The following is a 16,796-nucleotide window of genomic DNA, read 5'->3' on the forward strand; positions in this document are numbered from 1 at the left end:
CAAAAACAACAAGCATTTTGTCAGCAATAAAAATACCGGCGTTATGCCGGTATTTTTTTACGGAAGAGGGTTCAAATGCGTTTCATCGTAGTCAGCATCATGGTTACCTTGCTGAGTGGTTGTGGCAGCATCATTAGCCGCACCATACCGGGACAGGGGCATGGCAACCAATATTATCCCGGCGTGCAATGGGATGTACGTGACTCCGCATGGCGCTATGTCACAATCCTTGATCTCCCTTTCTCTTTAGTCTTTGATACCTTACTGCTACCGATCGACATTCATCACGGAGCATATGAGTAATTAACGCTCATCCCACTCATCTGCTGCTGCGCGTCCTTCTTCGGTATCCAGCGGTGGTTCAAGCTGAAATTCACCTTCGTCCCATTCATGCAGGGTATTTTCTTCCTGCCATTCCTGGCGGATTTCAATCTCATCATAGTCGCCATCAAAGATGCTTTGTGCGGCTTCTCCACTGAACATTGGCAGGCATTCACCTTCTTCGCCTTCATCGGCTAAAAACTCAACCTGCCACATAATGTCGCCATCTTGCAGAATATATTTCTGGACATTGAACTGTTGCACATTCGCTTCTTCGGCGTCGATGCCGGGGTTGTCAGCAAGAAATTCTTCGCGTGCGGCATCAATGGCTTCTTCAAGCGTTGCGTACATAGTCATCACGACTCTCCCTTTGATTTGCTGAGGTGTTCAGGGAAAGAATAGCTGATTCTCCGCTTTTGCAAGTATGAAAGGCGAAAAATCAGTTCGATACCTGGGGGAGTCGGCGACGGCGCAGGCTGTTCCACGAATAGACCGCGTTAAACAAAACGACTCCGGCGGTAACCAGAAATACAGCACGAAAGCCGTAGTGTGCTGAAATAGCTGCGCCCATCAACGGCCCCGTAACGTTGCCAATATCGCGAAACGACTGGTTATAGCTGAAAATGCGTCCGGCGATTTGGTTGGTCGAATTATAAACCAGCAACGTTTGTACGGCTGGGAGCAGAGCGCCGTCTGCGGCGCCGAGCAAAAAGCGTAAAATCCCCAGTTGCAGTGGTGTCTGGACATAAGACATTGGGATCAACAGCAGCACAGAAAAGATCAGCGCAGTTATCAGGATCTTTTCTGGCCCGATACGATCGCCAAGTTTACCAAGTCGTGGAGCACTTAGCAGTGCAGCCACGCCGGGCACGGAGGCGATCATGCCACTAATAAAGGCGATATTACTGACATTTCCTGCCAGTTCGCGGACATACAGCGTCAGGATTGGTGCGATAGATCCAGTAGCAATCTGGATAATTAATGTTGTGACAAACAGGCTAAGTACCAGTTTCGGATTTTTAAGCGATGTTACGACTTCCCGCATGTGCAGCATCTCTTTTTTGCTGACGGGCTGGAATTTTTCTCTGATACAAAACAGGGTGACGAAAAAGCAGAGTATGAGCACACTGGCGGTAATAAAGAATACCGGACGTAAGCCGTAGTTATCAGCGAGTAAGCCACCAGCCATCGGGCCGAGCAACGCGCCGCTAACGCCGCCGGTGGAGAGCGTGCCCAGCGCCCAGCCGCTTTTATTACGCGGTACTTGTGTGGCGATAAGAGCATTGGCGTTGGGGACAAATCCGCCAAGCAAACCAAGCAGCGCCCGCAGAATCAAAAACTGCCAGATATTTTGCGCCAGCCCCATCAGCACCATCACGATGCCCATGCCGAGAGCAGAACGCAATAACATGATTTTTCTGCCTTTGCGGTCGGCAAGCCCGCCCCAGAAAGGGGAGGCGATGGCGGAAAATAAAAAGGTAATACTGAAGACAATCCCCGACCACATATTCAGCGCGCTGTGGCCGGTGATGCCAAGTTGCTCAACGTAGAGGGGTAAGAATGGCATCACCAGACTGAAGGCGGCACCGGTAAGAAAACAACCTAGCCAGGCAACGATCAGGTTTCGTTTCCAGTTTATGGGGGTGTCATTTTCACAGAGTGACATAGCAATCCGCTGTTGGTGCGCCAGGCGCGGTGATTAAAAGAAGAAAAAGTAAGCACACTAATTATGCGCCTGACTTATAGGTGACGCAATGTACAGAGCTTTTATCGCTAAATCAGGAGGATTTGTAGTGGTAATGCCGGATGCAGTTCGAAACATCCGGCAAGGGAGATTTAATAGCGTGAAGGTACGCCTTCCGGGCGCGTTTTAAAGCGACGATGCAGCCACATATACTGTTCCGGTGCCATCATGATGCATTTTTCGACCACTTTATTCATCCATGCAGCGGTGATTTCAGCGTTATCCAACGGAGGTGAACACTCTGGCGACAGCATGATCAACTGATACCCTTTGCCGTCTGGCTTACGACGCGGAACAAACGGCACCAGGCACGCACCAGACATTTTCGCCAGCATCCAGGTGCCACTGGTGGTCGCCGCCTGCTCAACAGCAAACAGCGGCACGAAAACACTTGAGCGCGGGCCGTAATCATGATCTGGCGCATACCAGACCACTTCGCCTTTCTTTAGTGCCCGGATCATTCCTTTTAAGTCTTTGCGATCAAGCATCGACTTATTCGAACGCAGGCGCCCCCAGGTTTGCAGCCAGTCGAGCAACGGATTATCGTTTGGGCGATAGACGCCGATACCCGGTTCCTGCATACCAAATTGCCTTGCGCCCAGCTCCAGCGTCAGGAAATGGATGCCGACCAACAGAATGCCGCGCTTTTGCGCCTGCACGTCACGGATATGTTCCATGCCAATCACTTCCGTCCAGCGGGCAATTCGACGATCCGACCAGAACCACGCCATGCCGGTCTCCATCAGCCCCATCCCAACGGATTCGAAATTCTTCACCATCATTTCATGGCGTTCTTGTTCGCTCATCTCCGGGAAGCACAGTTCCAGATTGCGATGTACAATTTTGGCGCGACGTTTCATAACATGTAACGCCAGTTTTCCTAATCCACAACCGAGACGGTAGATGACCGGGTAGGGCAATTGCACGACCAACCAAAGTACGCCAATACCCAACCAGGTTAACCAATAACGCGGATGAAGCAGTGCGGTGGAGAACTTGGGTAGATTCGTCATATAAATCCTGTCTTTCAACCTATACGGGCAATTGTATGTATTGTCGCATTTTTTCGTCCGCAACCAAAATTTGTGACCGAAGACTGGGCGAAATTACCGCGTATGTAAATCATTAATAATTTTTAATGCGCAAATGTAGCGTAAAATGTATGGATGTTAATTGTCGATAATTGCTATATCATGCTGCGGATTTTTACTTTCCCACCCTGCAGGAACCGTACACCATGCCAGTGTTACACAACCGCATTTCTAATGACGCGCTGAAAGCCAAAATGCTGGCCGAGAGCGAACCACGTACCACCATTTCGTTCTATAAATATTTCCACATTACCGATCCCAAAACGACCCGCGATGCTTTATATAAGCTATTTACCGCGTTGAATGTCTTTGGGCGGGTCTATCTGGCGCATGAAGGGATCAACGCACAAATCAGCGTACCGGCGAGCAACGTAGAGACATTTCGCGCACAGCTATATGCTTTTGATCCTGCTTTAAACGGTTTACGTCTGAATATTGCGCTGGATGATGACGGGAAATCCTTCTGGGTGCTGCGCATGAAGGTTCGCGACCGAATTGTTGCCGATGGTATTGACGATCCTCAATTTGATGCCAGTAACGTGGGGGAATACCTGCAAGCAGCGGAAGTGAATGCCATGCTTGATGATCCCGATGCGCTGTTTATCGATATGCGCAACCACTATGAATATGAAGTGGGGCATTTTGAAAACGCGCTGGAAATTCCGGCAGATACCTTTCGCGAACAACTGCCAAAAGCGGTTGAGATGATGCAGGCGCATAAAGATAAAAAAATCGTGATGTACTGTACCGGTGGTATTCGTTGCGAAAAGGCCAGTGCCTGGATGAAACATAACGGATTCAATAAAGTCTGGCATATTGAAGGCGGGATTATTGAATACGCTCGTAAGGCGCGTGAACAAGGTTTGCCTGTCCGCTTTATTGGTAAAAATTTTGTTTTTGACGAGCGGATGGGCGAGCGGATCTCTGACGAAATTATTGCGCATTGTCATCAGTGCGGCACACCTTGTGACAGCCATACCAATTGTAGAAATGATGGCTGTCATCTGTTGTTTATCCAGTGTCCGGCATGTGCCGAGAAATTCAAGGGCTGTTGTAGTGAGATTTGCTGTGAAGAAAGCGCATTACCGCCAGAAGAACAGCGCCGCCGTCGTGCCGGGCGAGAAAATGGCAATAAGATCTTTAATAAATCGCGTGGACGGCTGAACACGACGCTGGTCATTCCTGATCCAACAAAATAAACATTCGTGCCGGATGCGCGTCATCCGGCAACATCTATGCATTACTTCTGCTGTACACCTTCCACCGAAATAATCAGATCAACCTCCTGCGAAGCTGGACCTAAATCAGTCTTAATGTTGAAGTCTTTCAGCTTAATTTTGCCTTCTGCCTCGAAGCCCGCACGTTTACCGCCCCACGGATCGTCGCCCTGACCAATCAATTTTGCTTCCAGCGTTACTGGTTTGGTTACGCCATTGAGTGTCAGATCACCCGTAATATCCAGCTCATCACCGTCTTTCTTCACGCTGGTAGAAGTGAACGTCGCCTGCGGATATTTTGCGGTGTTGAGGAAATCTGCGCTGCGAAGATGCTTATCACGTTCGGCGTGATTGGTATCGACGCTGGTGGTGTTAATTGTCACATTCACTTTATCAGCAGCTGGGTTCTTTTCATCAAAGGTAAAAGTACCGTCGAAATCTTTAAAGGTGCCATATAACCAGCTATAGCCAAGATGCTGGATGCGGAAATTGACAAAGGCGTGCTGACCTTCTTTGTCAATTTTGTAATCGGCGGCGACAGCTGAACCGGCAGAGAACATCAGGGAAGCGAAGGTTAAACCAAGCAGGCTTTTTTTCATTTTATACTCCATAGTCAGATGACGATTTTCCCAGCATACGCTTCAGGGTGTCGTCTTTATCGATGAAATGATGCTTCAGGGCCATAAATCCGTGCATAACGGACAGTACGACGACGCTCCACGCTAGCCAAAAATGCAGGGCACCGGCTAAGTCAGCCTGTGCGCCAGCATCGGCAAGGGTCGCGGGGATGTCAAACCAGCCAAAAACGCTGATTGGTTTGCCATCGGCGGTCGAGATGAGATAGCCGCTGATGCCAATGGCGAAGAGCAAAAGGTATAGCGCGAGATGTCCAATTTGTGCGCCGAGACGCGTCATGGTCGAATAACTTTGCAACGGACCAGGTGGTGGGGATATAACACGCCACAGAATGCGTATAACCAGCCCCATCATGAGCAGAATACCGACGCTTTTATGCAGCTCTGGTGCTTTGTGATACCAGCCATCGTAATAACTGAGTGTTACCATCCATAGCCCTAAAGCAAACATGCAGTAGATAATGATTGCACTCAGCCAATGAAAGGTCATTGATATAACACCATAGCGTTTGGGGGTATTTGTAAGGGACATCAGTGCATCCGAAACTTATTTGCGAAAGAATGAAAATGGCGCGTTGGAGAATGAATTGCAACTTAAAAATAACAATTCAAATGATATTTATTTTTATTTCAATAATTTTGATTTAATAATGAAAGAATCTTCATAAGTTTAGTGGTTTCAGGATGAGGTATGTCTGGGGAATGAAGTTAAGAGAGACATAAGCTTATTCAATTTTTCACACCAAATGAAAGAGAGATTAAGTTTTTGTCAATTTATGTCAGTGCTGCGTGGTTAAAAATAAATCACGTAGATCAGATCCATAATGGCCAATAATCCCCACAGAAAAAGATAAAGCATCAGATGCTCGCGAATATTATTGATGAGATAGTTCAACAGCCGACGCATTAAATACTCCTGTAAAAACGGCCTCATTTTGAGGCCGTGATGATGATTATTTGAAGCGGGAAAGTCTGAATGGCGTCAAATCAAAATCGCTATTTATACCTTGCGCAAAATCGGCGGCTATTTCCCCTAATACCGATGCAAATTTAAATCCGTGACCACTCAGGCCGGTAATCAGCAGCGTATTATCGTGACCGGGCAGGGTGTCGATAATAAAATCTTCATCAGGCGAATTATCGTAGGTACAGGCAGCGCCGTACAGGCAGCAACCAATGCCCGGCAGTATGCTACGTAAGAAGGGAAATGCTTCAGAACCGTCACTGGCGATTTCAGCAAACGGAACGCGTTCATCCGCTGAATGAATCACCTGACCACCATTATGTTTTCCAATTTTCAGAGCGTCATTTTCGGCGGGAAAGCCGTAATACTGATCGCCATTGGGCAGTTCTCCGGTAAAGGCCGGAAATTTATTTTTCACGCTATAACGACCATCGGCCTGATACCAGGCGAACACTTTGCGTACTGGCTGGACAGGCAGTTCTGGCAGCAGGTCTTTTACCCAGGTTCCCGCGCAGACGATCGCTTTTTTCGCCTGATACTCGCCGTCAGCTGTTTCAATAGTTACGCCGTCATCGTCATGACGAATTGCGGTGACCGGGCAGTTGAACAGTTGGGCACAGCCAGCTTCCTTCGCCAGTTGGATCCAGGTTTTAATTGCCAGTTCGCTGCGCAGAAAGCCAGAATCAGCCTCAAACAAGCCGATGTAATTGTCAGGGACGCGTATTTCAGGCCAGCGAGCCATAATGGTTTGCGCATCCAGTTTTTCGACGTTGAGTTGCCATTGTTCCGCGCTGTGGGCGACATTGGCGAGGAATTCGGAGTCGGCTGGGCCGAGGTTAATGACGCCAGAGCGCACAAAAATGGGGTCTTCTTCGTTGTAACGGGAGAGTTCATCCCACAGGGTTTGCGCGCGAAGTACCAACGGAACATACTTTTCACCTTCACCATAAGCATGGCGAATTAATCGTGTATCACCGTGGTGGCTGCCGTGTTGGTGCGGCGGCATATGGGCGTCGGTCATCAGCACTTTCAAACCGGCCCGAGTGGCATAATACCCGGCTGCAGCGCCTACGGAACCGCTGCCAATAATGATGAGATCGTATTTCATTTTTTTCTCTCTGCTCTCATGGTTTAAGCAGAGTAATTAAGTGAATGCAGATATACAACCCAGAAATAGTAAAGGCACCAATCTGGTGCCTTTTGGGTGGATGGTCATGTCAAGTTAATGACGACGATACTCATTTACATGGAAATCACCCGATTCAATTTTGGCGATTCCTGCTTCTAATATCGAAATAAATTGTCTGGCAACATCAGTAGTTAACCAGAGTGTCTGACCAACTTCAGTCCCTTCCTGCTCGGACTTATTTGGGGTCTGGTAGTGCAAACGCAACATCAGAGCATCATAGCTATCAACGGTGCTGATGTCCCACCCTACGAGCGGATGAGTCTGAATGACTTCATTGTTTTTTTCCATCATGGCCCCCTAATTCGTGTTACTAGACAACGTTATTCGAGGTTCAATGCATTTTTATCTGAAGCAACTTCAGTATACCAATAAGTAAGGGTATCCACAGAATTTTTAAAGGGGGAAAGAGATATTTTTTTGTTTTTAAGATTTATATGAACAATAAAACAGCATGTCATTCATATTTTTTTAGCATATCGTGCAATTATTTTGAGGAAGTGTAGAAATTTTGTGCTGAAAATAAAAAAGCCGGGGCGACCCGGCAAAAACAAACATTACTGCATATTATTCGCTAACGAACCAGTCATCTGCGCTTTCCCATGTTTCTTGCAGAATTTCGCTAATGCGCTGTTTATCTTCTTTTGTTGCGCCAATAACCGATAAATTATTAGCTGCGGCATAACGAACAGAAACATGACCTTCGTTATCAGGAAACGCATATTGAATACGGCGGGAAAGTTCAACTGCCAGAGCGTCAATGGCTCCGGCAGGTAATGGAGAAGTTTTCGCTATGGTGACTTCAATTCTCATAATAGCCCCCTGTTTAATGCACTGGTTATTTATACAGGTAAAATAACCTAATGACAACAGGGAACTACGTTTTTTATTGTTTAACTGTCCAGCGTACTGTTTCTCCGGCCAGGAATGGCACCAACGTGTCGTCAGTCAGAGCGATGCTTTCAGCCACTTTCTGCTCTTCGCGTACCAGTTCAATAAACGATTCGTTGACTGGCAAACCATAGAACTGCGGGCCGTTTAAAGAACAGAATGCTTCAAAGTGCTGTAACGCATTCATTTCTTCAAAGACAGTGGCGTAACTGCCCAGCGCCGTTGGGGCATTAAAACAGCCGGCACAACCGCAGCTACTCTCTTTGCGATGACGCGCATGTGGCGCGGAGTCAGTCCCGAGGAAAACGCGACTAAAGCCACTGGCGACCAGTTCACGCAGCGCCTGTTGATGCACATTACGTTTGAGAATGGGCAGGCAGTACAGATGCGGACGTATGCCACCAACCAGCATATGGTTACGGTTAAACATCAAATGCTGGGGTGTAATGGTAGCAGCCAGCAGTTCATTACCGTCACGAACATATTCAGCGGCATCTTTCGTCGTGATGTGCTCAAAAACCACTTTCAGCCCAGCCAGACGTTGGCGTAGCGGCTCCATAACAGTTTCAATAAAGCGCGCTTCACGGTCAAAAATGTCGATGTCGGCGTGTGTCACCTCTCCGTGTACCAGCAGTGGCATACCCATTTTTTCCATTCGCTCCAGTACGGGCATGATAGCGTCAACCGACGTCACGCCGTGGCTGGAGTTGGTGGTCGCGTTTGCTGGGTAAAGTTTTGCAGCGGTGAACACGCCTTCGTTAAACCCTCGCTCCAGTTCGTCTGCATCCAGTGAATCAGTTAGGTAGCAGGTCATCAGCGGGGTGAAGTCGTGCCCGGCAGGGACGGCGTCAAGAATACGTTGACGATAAGCCACGGCAGCTTCAACGGTCGTCACGGGCGGTGCCAGATTGGGCATAACGATGGCCCGACCATAGGTTTGGCTGGTATACGGCACGACAGTTTTTAACATGTCGCCATCGCGGAGGTGAAGGTGCCAGTCGTCTGGGCGGCGGATCTTTAATACCTGGGATGGTGCAGTCATTAATCTCTATGCTCCGGCTGAAGGGATGTTTTTGCCGGACACAAAGGATAAGCGGAAACGTTTTCCTTTGCACGAAAAATAAAGGGCGCGAATGCGCCCTCGTGTTTAATCAGTAAACGGAATGACAATTTCGCCAGGTTTCACCTCAATACCTTTCGCCAGTTTTTTCGCCATTGCTTCACCTTTGCTGCCATCTTCGCGCAGAATGTAAGCCGGTTGCTGGTTAAAGTAGTTGCGTAATGCCTGATTCAAATAGGGGAGCAACGTTTGCATGACTGTCTGCATTTTTTCCGGTTGTACCGTCGCATCGACCACTTCCATTTCCTTCAGGAAGATAGCGCCTTTTTCTTTATCGAAAACCGGCAGTGCTTTCAGTTTTAGTTTCATGGTCGCTTTCTGGCTGCCGAACAGGGAGTTCATATCCAGATTTGCATCCCCGGTTAAGGTTATCTTATTCGGCTCTTCGCGACCAATTTGGCTGGCCAGGTTTGTCAGAACAATATGGGCATCCGCTACGCCGGGCAAACCGATATCTTTCGAGAAATTATTATGTTTCTCAAGTGACTGGTTAATTTCTTGTTCGCTAATCGTGTACTGGGTGAGTTGATTACAGCCAACGAGCAGGCCGCTGACGAGCAATGCAGCGGCAAATAAAAACTTGTTCATGGTAGTCCTCGACATGAAATCTGCGTCAATATCCTGACACAACGCAGCATGTGCCACCAGCGTTAAACTCGCCAGCAGAAAAAACTGAATTCTGCGGCGGCAGGTAATAACAAGCTGTTAAGGCGTGTCAGGTTGACAGGGCGAGCAATGGTAACAGAAAGCATCGCGTTTTCAGGCGTCGCGTTCCAGCAACCGACGCGCCGCGCGTTTCTGGCTAAATTGCCAACCCAGCGCAAGGAAGGTGATTATGCCAATAATGCCCAACATCATCCACGGTAACTCTGGTTGTTGTGCCGACTTTCCCAGATCAAACAGCCAACCGCCGCCGATATAGCCAATAGCGCCGCCAATGGCCAGACCCAGACGGCTAAAACCCATATAGCTGCCGCGTGCTCGCGCATCCGCCAGCGAGGCGCTTAAGGTTTCACGCGCAGGTTCGGCAATGATCGAACCGATATAAAACAGACAAATCAGGGTGAAAAGTTGTTGCAGGCTGCTGACCATGCCCACCGGCATCATGCTTAATGACATTATCAACAACCCAGCCATCAACCGGTGTTCCAGACGAAAACGCCTTTCGCTCCAGCGAGCGATAGGGTAGAGCAAGGTTAAGGAGAGACATGCTTCAATGGCATACATCCATTTAACGGCAGAGGGCGCTCCGGCGACGTCGTTGACCATAATCGGCAGCATCAACATCACCTGAACGGCAAGCATGTAGTAGCCCGCCAGCGTCAGGACGTAGGTGACAAAACGTTTATCACGCATCACGCGAGCCATGCCTTCGCGGACTGGCGTGCGCACGGTAGAGAGTTTCCATGCCGGTAACAACCAGGCATTAAACGCTGCACACAGTACAAATAGAATCGCCCCTGTGGCGCAGACCAGGCGGAAATCATATTGCAACAGCCAGCTTCCCAACAAAGCGCCAATGACCGCACCGGCACTGTCCTGCATCATCAACAACGAGAAAAAGCGCCCACGTTGCTGCGGGCGAATCAATTTGACCACCAGCGCCGAACGCGGCGGATCGAAAAGAGTGCCGCCAAGACCTGAGAGAAGGCAGGAAAACCACAGTAACCAGGGCTCCTGGGCGATGCCCATAGTGGCGAATCCGGCGGCGCGCATCAGCATACCGGTGACAATCATTGGTTTAGCGCCAAAGCGGTCGGCAATTGCGCCGCCAAAAATACCCAACCCTTGCTGAATGAACTGACGCAGACCGAGGGCAATACCGACCATCACGGCGGCCCAGCCCATTTGATCAACGAAGCGGATGGAGATCAGCGGGAAGACAACAAAGAACCCCAGCACGACCAGCATATTATCGATGAGCAGGAAATATTTACCCAGGTTCCTCGCCTGCGACACGCGCGACATTTCCCCTCCCGGGAAATAAAAGATGAGCACTTTCTATTCTGCATGGTCGCTAATACTTTTCCCACAATTCCCGGGACAATATTTTTTTATCGAAAGCCCTCTTTGATAGAGAGTTTTTATCAAATATGTGAATAATGCAGGAAATGGCATTTTGGACTTTTCACAGGCTCTGGTTGCGCAGGTATAGTAATACTTACAGCGTATTAAAGACGTTACGGGAAGGAGTAGGTATAGAATGTTTGGCTATCGCAGTAACGTGCCAAAAGTGCGCTTAACCACGGACCGACTGGTCGTGCGTCTGGTGCATGATCGTGATGCCTGGCGGCTGGCGGATTATTACGCAGAGAATCGCCATTTCCTCAAGCCCTGGGAGCCAGTGCGCGACGAAAGCCACTGCTATCCTTCAGGCTGGCAGGCCAGGTTAAGCATGATTAATGAATTTCATAAACAAGGTTCTGCATTCTATTTTGGGTTGTTCGACCCGGATGAGAAAGAGATTATTGGCGTTGCCAATTTTTCTAATGTGGTGCGAGGATCTTTTCATGCCTGCTATCTCGGTTATTCGATTGGGCAAAAATGGCAGGGCAAAGGGCTAATGTTTGAAGCCCTGACCGCCGCCATTCGTTATATGCAGCGCACCCAACATATTCATCGCATTATGGCCAACTATATGCCGCACAATAAACGCAGCGGTGATTTACTTGCGCGACTGGGTTTTGAAAAAGAAGGCTATGCGAAAGACTATCTGTTGATTGATGGACAATGGCGCGATCACGTACTGACGGCATTAACCACCCCAGACTGGACGCCCGGCCGCTAAGGAGAATCTCATGAAATATCAACTTACTGCACTGGAAGCCCGCGTGATTGGCTGCTTGCTGGAAAAACAGGTGACAACGCCGGAGCAATATCCGCTTTCTGTAAATGGTGTAGTAACGGCCTGTAATCAGAAAACGAACCGTGAACCGGTAATGAATCTGAGTGAATCCGAGGTGCAGGAGCAGCTGGATAATCTGGTCAAACGTCATTATTTACGCACGGTGAGCGGTTTTGGTAATCGGGTCACCAAATATGAGCAACGCTTTTGTAATTCAGAATTTGGCGATCTGAAACTGAGTGCCGCAGAAGTGGCGTTGATAACCACTTTGTTGTTACGCGGTGCCCAGACGCCAGGCGAATTGCGCAGCCGCGCGGCGCGGATGTATGAATTTAGCGATATGGCGGAAGTGGAGTCCACGCTGGAACAACTGGCTAATCGTGAAGACGGGCCTTTTGTGGTTCGCCTGGCTCGTGAACCGGGTAAACGTGAAAGCCGTTATATGCATCTTTTCAGCGGTGAAGTTGAGGATCAGCCGGTGTTAACGGAGTCGTCGAACGCGGTTGACGGCGATTTACAGGCTCGTGTCGAAGCACTGGAAATCGAAGTGGCAGAACTGAAACAGCGTCTTGATTCATTGCTGGCCCATCTGGGAGATTAAAGTGAAAAAATTACGTATCGGCGTAGTGGGATTAGGTGGTATCGCGCAAAAAGCGTGGTTACCGGTGCTGGCGGCAGCATCAGACTGGACGTTACAAGGCGCGTGGTCGCCAACGCGTGAGAAAGCCCTGCCAGTTTGTGAAAGCTGGCGCATTCCCTACGCTGATTCGTTATCCAGCCTCGCCGCCAGTTGCGATGCGGTTTTCGTGCATTCAAGCACTGCCAGCCACTTTGAGGTTGTCAGTGCGCTGTTAAATGCGGGGGTGCATGTTTGTGTTGATAAACCGCTGGCGGAAAATCTGCGTGATGCCGAGCGGCTGGTGGAACTGGCAGCACGGAAAAAACTCACCCTGATGGTCGGTTTTAACCGCCGTTTCGCACCTCTCTACTGTGAGTTAAAAACGCAACTCGCTACGGCGGCCTCGCTAAGAATGGATAAGCATCGTAGCAATAGTGTCGGGCCGCACGATCTTTATTTCACGTTGCTGGATGATTATCTGCATGTGGTGGATACCGCGCTGTGGTTGTCTGGCGGCAAAGCCTCTCTGGATGGCGGCACGCTACTGACTAACGACGCTGGCGAAATGCTATTTGCCGAGCACCATTTTTCTGCGGGTTCTTTGCAGATTACCACCAGTATGCATCGCCGTGCCGGAAGTCAGCGTGAAGCCGTGCAGGCCGTGACTGACGGTGCGCTCATCGACATTACGGATATGCGTGAATGGCGTGAGGAGCGCGGGCAGGGGGTAGTGCATAAACCGATTCCAGGCTGGCTGAGTACCCTTGAGCAGCGTGGATTTGTTGGTTGCGCACGTCACTTCATTGAATGCGTGCAAAATCAGACAGTTCCGCAAACCGCCGGTGAACAGGCTGTGCTGGCGCAGCGCATCGTTGACAAGATCTGGCGCGACGCGATGAGTGAATAAACCCTGTAACATCTGGCGGTAGCAATTCACCATAATCCAGGTAGACTATTCGCCTCTTTCAGCGCCTGCCTTGCAGGCGTTTTGCCCGTGGGTCTGGATTAGAACACCGATGAATTTATTAAAATCGCTGGCCGCCGTCAGCTCGATGACCATGTTTTCGCGTGTGCTTGGCTTCGCACGTGACGCAATTGTCGCCAGAATCTTTGGCGCAGGGATGGCAACCGACGCCTTTTTTGTCGCTTTTAAACTTCCTAACTTGTTGCGCCGTATTTTTGCTGAAGGAGCCTTCTCCCAGGCATTTGTGCCGATTCTGGCGGAATATAAAAGCAAGCAGGGTGAAGACGCCACGCGGGTCTTTGTCTCTTATGTTTCTGGTCTGCTGACACTCGCGCTGGCGGTTGTGACGGTTGCCGGGATGCTCGCCGCGCCATGGGTAATCATGGTGACCGCGCCGGGCTTTGCTGATACTGCCGACAAATTTGCCCTGACTACCCAGCTATTACAGATTACTTTTCCCTATATTTTGCTGATCTCCCTGGCGTCGCTGGTGGGGGCGATTCTCAATACCTGGAACCGTTTTTCGATTCCGGCATTTGCCCCGACGTTACTTAACATCAGCATGATTGGTTTTGCGCTGTTTGCCGCGCCGTACTTTAATCCGCCTGTGCTGGCGCTGGCGTGGGCTGTAACGGTGGGCGGTATCCTGCAACTGGTTTATCAGCTACCGCACCTGAAGAAGATAGGCATGTTGGTTTTGCCACGCATTAACTTCCACGATGCGGGTGCGATGCGCGTGGTGAAACAGATGGGACCGGCGATTCTTGGCGTCTCTGTCAGTCAGATCTCCTTGATCATTAACACCATTTTTGCCTCGTTTTTGGCATCCGGTTCTGTGTCCTGGATGTATTACGCCGACCGTTTAATGGAGTTCCCGTCTGGCGTACTGGGCGTGGCGCTGGGCACCATTTTGCTACCGTCGCTGTCGAAAAGTTTTGCCAGCGGCAATCACGATGAATACAACCGCTTGATGGATTGGGGGCTGCGTCTTTGTTTCTTGCTGGCGCTGCCAAGCGCGGTGGCGCTGGGTATCCTTTCCGGGCCGTTGACCGTTTCACTGTTTCAATACGGTAAATTTACCGCCTTTGATGCGCTGATGACCCAGCGGGCGTTAATTGCTTACTCGGTGGGTTTGATTGGCCTGATTGTGGTGAAAGTGCTGGCTCCGGGCTTTTATTCCCGACAGGACATTAAAACACCGGTAAAAATAGCCATCGTCACGCTGATCCTGACGCAATTGATGAACCTGGCGTTTATCGGCCCGTTGAAACATGCCGGATTGTCGCTTTCCATTGGTCTGGCGGCTTGCCTGAATGCTTCGCTGCTGTACTGGCAGTTGCGTAAGCAGAAAATCTTTACCCCACAGCCCGGCTGGACTGCGTTTCTGTTGCGTTTGTTGGTAGCCGTATTGGTGATGTCTGGCGTGCTGTTAGGTATGTTACACATCATGCCAGAGTGGTCATTGGGCACTATGCCCTGGCGCTTACTACGCTTGATGGCGGTTGTTGTCGCGGGGATCGCGGCATACTTTGCCGCGCTGGCGGTGCTGGGCTTCAAAGTTAAAGAGTTTGCCCGTCGGACGGTGTAATAATGCGTTCCGGCCTGCATTGCAGGCCGGAGAAAATCTTCAGATAGATATCTTTTTACTGCCGCGATGGGACGTTGAGGTTTGACCGTTAGCCCCGTACAGCGTCGGTTCCTGATGCGGTTTCAGCATCTCCAGCGCCTGTTGATTGCGCTCAATCTGTCCTTCCAGAAGCCAGCCGTTATGTTGATTTAACTGGCGCAGTTGCTGCGTTTTCACGGTAATTTCCTGCCATCGCTGTGTGATCTCGTCGCTGTTTACAGTATCCAGTGTTTGCCGACGTAACTGCTCAAGGTAATCCAGCGTTGCCAGCTGTGAGCTTTTTTGTTCTGTAGTCCATTGCAACTGGCTGCCGTTGATCTGCCCCATAGAGAGATGTTGTTGCTCTTGATCCATCACCATTTTAAGCTCGTTAAGCACTGTGGACATCTGGTCGAGGATCTCTGCAAGACGCGTCATAAGCCTATTTACTCAGTAAGTCTTGTTGTACTTCGCTGATCAGCGCGTCGGCAATTTTGCCGATATCCATTTTTAGCTCACCGTTACGAATCGCCTGTCTCAACGCTTCTACGCGTTCAAGATTGATATCACTGCTGCCTGGCTGCATCAATTTTGCCTGCGCATCGCTTAACGTGACGTTGGTGCTGGTGGCTGCGGTCGTTTTAGTCGAGCGGGTATTGGCTACCGGCGCGTCAGTGTTTTCGCGTGGCTGAACGGTGCTTACGGGCTTCAGAGGTGAAGTGCGGTCAATACTCATGGTTTATTCCTCATTGAGGGCGCTTTTATCATTTGTTGCTTATTTATCGGCAATAGTCGGTCAATCTTTAACAGCTTACAGGTTTATAAGAATATTCCCATCAGCATCCACCACGCCACTGACCACCTGACCTGACACCATGCGGACACGAGCATTTTGCGCGACGGCGGCATTGTTCAGTGCCTGACCTTCAGCATTGGCGCTGAATCCCTCCCCGCTGGCAATCACATTGACGCGTTGACCGGCTTTGACTCGCCAGGCCTGGCGCAGCATGGTTAGCTGTACAGGCTGTTCGGGCGCCAGATCGCGCAGGCTGACGGCATCAACAAGTTGATTGACATCCAGTACAGTACGCGGCGGTAAGGTATCCAGCCGTCCGCGTTTTAGTTTGACACTGCCAGATTCCAGTTTTCCCCCACGCACAACGGGCATCGCAGCAACCACATAATTTCCCGTGGCCTGCACATTAACCTGCAAATATCGTTTGTCGTTGCCGCAGCGCGCCAGCACATTCACATTGCCCCACAGGCGGGAATTGCTGGTCATCGACAGCAATGGCTGTTCACACGGAGGCAGTAAATGGGGCGCAGTACGAATAGAGACACGGACTTCATCACTCAGTCCTGCCAGTTGTGCGGCAAAAAAGGTTTGCAATTGTGATGTGAGATCGCCAGCCGCACTCAGCGGACTGAACAGTATCGCGATGATCGCCATACAACGCTTCATTGCCAGCATTTTCACCTCCAGCCATTTCTACAGGCCAAATTGTACCCGCGCGCTGTGACCATCAACGGCATAAATAGCGACCCATTTTGCGTTTATTCCGCCGATAACGCGCGCGTAAAGCCTTTAAGCTG

21 protein-coding genes are annotated in these 16,796 nt (G+C 49.9%); 6 read left to right on the top strand and 15 right to left on the bottom strand.

What is annotated here, in order from left to right; translation table 11 throughout:
* The first annotated feature begins 75 nt into the window (after positions 1-75).
* Positions 76-303 carry a YceK/YidQ family lipoprotein gene (locus tag EQY_RS0109420; RefSeq protein ID WP_001211109.1) on the top strand — a complete coding sequence of 76 codons (228 nt, stop codon included), beginning with the start codon at positions 76-78 and terminating at the stop codon, positions 301-303.
* On the opposite strand, the gene EQY_RS0109425 is transcribed toward EQY_RS0109420, so the two are convergent.
* The 3 genes from EQY_RS0109425 to lpxL all read right to left on the bottom strand — a co-directional run bounded on the left by EQY_RS0109425 (position 304) and on the right by lpxL (position 3,078).
* Positions 304-678, bottom strand: coding sequence for a MysB family protein (locus EQY_RS0109425; protein ID WP_000180062.1), 375 nt, complete (start codon positions 676-678; stop codon positions 304-306).
* An 82-nt stretch (positions 679-760) separates the two neighbouring features.
* A complete protein-coding gene (gene mdtG / locus EQY_RS0109435; protein WP_000050573.1) occupies positions 761-1,987 on the bottom strand; it encodes a multidrug efflux MFS transporter MdtG in 1,227 nt (408 codons plus the stop codon).
* A gap of 170 nt (positions 1,988-2,157) precedes the next feature.
* On the bottom strand, positions 2,158-3,078 hold the full coding sequence (gene lpxL / locus EQY_RS0109440; RefSeq protein WP_024212494.1) for a kdo(2)-lipid IV(A) lauroyltransferase: 921 nt from the start codon (positions 3,076-3,078) through the stop codon (positions 2,158-2,160).
* 224 nt (positions 3,079-3,302) lie between these two features.
* Between lpxL and trhO the strand changes: the two genes are divergently transcribed.
* On the top strand, positions 3,303-4,355 hold the full coding sequence (gene trhO / locus EQY_RS0109445) for an oxygen-dependent tRNA uridine(34) hydroxylase TrhO (RefSeq protein ID WP_024212495.1): 1,053 nt from the start codon (positions 3,303-3,305) through the stop codon (positions 4,353-4,355).
* A 41-nt stretch (positions 4,356-4,396) separates the two neighbouring features.
* Here the strand turns inward: trhO and EQY_RS0109450 are convergent, their stop codons facing one another.
* From EQY_RS0109450 to mdtH, 9 genes are all read right to left on the bottom strand, one after another.
* Positions 4,397-4,972 carry a YceI family protein gene (locus EQY_RS0109450; protein WP_000749261.1) on the bottom strand — a complete coding sequence of 192 codons (576 nt, stop codon included), beginning with the start codon at positions 4,970-4,972 and terminating at the stop codon, positions 4,397-4,399.
* 1 nt (position 4,973) lies between these two features.
* Positions 4,974-5,540: a cytochrome b gene (locus EQY_RS0109455; RefSeq protein WP_000060038.1), complete on the bottom strand. Its 567-nt coding sequence runs from the start codon at positions 5,538-5,540 to the stop codon at positions 4,974-4,976.
* A 261-nt stretch (positions 5,541-5,801) separates the two neighbouring features.
* Positions 5,802-5,915: a YceO family protein gene (locus EQY_RS0109460; protein WP_001253424.1), complete on the bottom strand. Its 114-nt coding sequence runs from the start codon at positions 5,913-5,915 to the stop codon at positions 5,802-5,804.
* A gap of 46 nt (positions 5,916-5,961) precedes the next feature.
* On the bottom strand, positions 5,962-7,080 hold the full coding sequence (solA, locus tag EQY_RS0109465) for an N-methyl-L-tryptophan oxidase (protein WP_000872755.1): 1,119 nt from the start codon (positions 7,078-7,080) through the stop codon (positions 5,962-5,964).
* A gap of 114 nt (positions 7,081-7,194) precedes the next feature.
* Entirely contained in the window at positions 7,195-7,449 is a 255-nt protein-coding gene (gene bssS / locus EQY_RS0109470; RefSeq protein ID WP_000414435.1) for a biofilm formation regulator BssS, read from the bottom strand.
* 276 nt (positions 7,450-7,725) lie between these two features.
* Positions 7,726-7,971 carry a DNA damage-inducible protein I gene (gene dinI, locus EQY_RS0109475; protein WP_001217767.1) on the bottom strand — a complete coding sequence of 82 codons (246 nt, stop codon included), beginning with the start codon at positions 7,969-7,971 and terminating at the stop codon, positions 7,726-7,728.
* 73 nt (positions 7,972-8,044) lie between these two features.
* Entirely contained in the window at positions 8,045-9,091 is a 1,047-nt protein-coding gene (gene pyrC, locus EQY_RS0109480; protein ID WP_000126574.1) for a dihydroorotase, read from the bottom strand.
* Between the two features lie 105 nt (positions 9,092-9,196).
* Positions 9,197-9,757: a lipoprotein gene (locus EQY_RS0109485; protein ID WP_010345626.1), complete on the bottom strand. Its 561-nt coding sequence runs from the start codon at positions 9,755-9,757 to the stop codon at positions 9,197-9,199.
* Between the two features lie 171 nt (positions 9,758-9,928).
* Positions 9,929-11,137 (bottom strand): multidrug efflux MFS transporter MdtH, encoded by a 1,209-nt coding sequence (gene mdtH / locus EQY_RS0109490; protein ID WP_000092224.1) that lies wholly within the window; start codon positions 11,135-11,137, stop codon positions 9,929-9,931.
* Between the two features lie 235 nt (positions 11,138-11,372).
* On the opposite strand from mdtH, the gene rimJ reads away from it, so the two are divergent.
* The 4 genes from rimJ to murJ all read left to right on the top strand — a co-directional run bounded on the left by rimJ (position 11,373) and on the right by murJ (position 15,185).
* Positions 11,373-11,957: a ribosomal protein S5-alanine N-acetyltransferase gene (gene rimJ / locus EQY_RS0109495; protein WP_000468197.1), complete on the top strand. Its 585-nt coding sequence runs from the start codon at positions 11,373-11,375 to the stop codon at positions 11,955-11,957.
* A gap of 10 nt (positions 11,958-11,967) precedes the next feature.
* Positions 11,968-12,615 carry a YceH family protein gene (locus EQY_RS0109500; protein WP_000877121.1) on the top strand — a complete coding sequence of 216 codons (648 nt, stop codon included), beginning with the start codon at positions 11,968-11,970 and terminating at the stop codon, positions 12,613-12,615.
* Position 12,616: 1 nt separating this feature from the next.
* The gene (locus EQY_RS0109505; protein ID WP_000736171.1) at positions 12,617-13,540 is read left to right on the top strand and encodes a Gfo/Idh/MocA family protein; all 924 of its coding nucleotides are present in this window, start codon (positions 12,617-12,619) and stop codon (positions 13,538-13,540) included.
* A 109-nt stretch (positions 13,541-13,649) separates the two neighbouring features.
* Positions 13,650-15,185, top strand: coding sequence for a murein biosynthesis integral membrane protein MurJ (gene murJ / locus EQY_RS0109510; RefSeq protein ID WP_001050689.1), 1,536 nt, complete (start codon positions 13,650-13,652; stop codon positions 15,183-15,185).
* Between the two features lie 39 nt (positions 15,186-15,224).
* Here the strand turns inward: murJ and flgN are convergent, their stop codons facing one another.
* From flgN to flgA, 3 genes are all read right to left on the bottom strand, one after another.
* Positions 15,225-15,641 (bottom strand): flagella biosynthesis chaperone FlgN, encoded by a 417-nt coding sequence (flgN, locus tag EQY_RS0109515; protein WP_000197371.1) that lies wholly within the window; start codon positions 15,639-15,641, stop codon positions 15,225-15,227.
* 4 nt (positions 15,642-15,645) lie between these two features.
* Positions 15,646-15,939 (bottom strand): flagellar biosynthesis anti-sigma factor FlgM, encoded by a 294-nt coding sequence (flgM, locus tag EQY_RS0109520; protein ID WP_000020870.1) that lies wholly within the window; start codon positions 15,937-15,939, stop codon positions 15,646-15,648.
* Between the two features lie 75 nt (positions 15,940-16,014).
* Positions 16,015-16,674, bottom strand: coding sequence for a flagellar basal body P-ring formation chaperone FlgA (gene flgA / locus EQY_RS0109525; RefSeq protein ID WP_000880636.1), 660 nt, complete (start codon positions 16,672-16,674; stop codon positions 16,015-16,017).
* Positions 16,675-16,796: the final 122 nt, after the last annotated feature.

It is taken from the genome of Escherichia sp. TW14182 (assembly GCF_000208525.1).
Lineage (GTDB): Bacteria > Pseudomonadota > Gammaproteobacteria > Enterobacterales > Enterobacteriaceae > Escherichia > Escherichia ruysiae.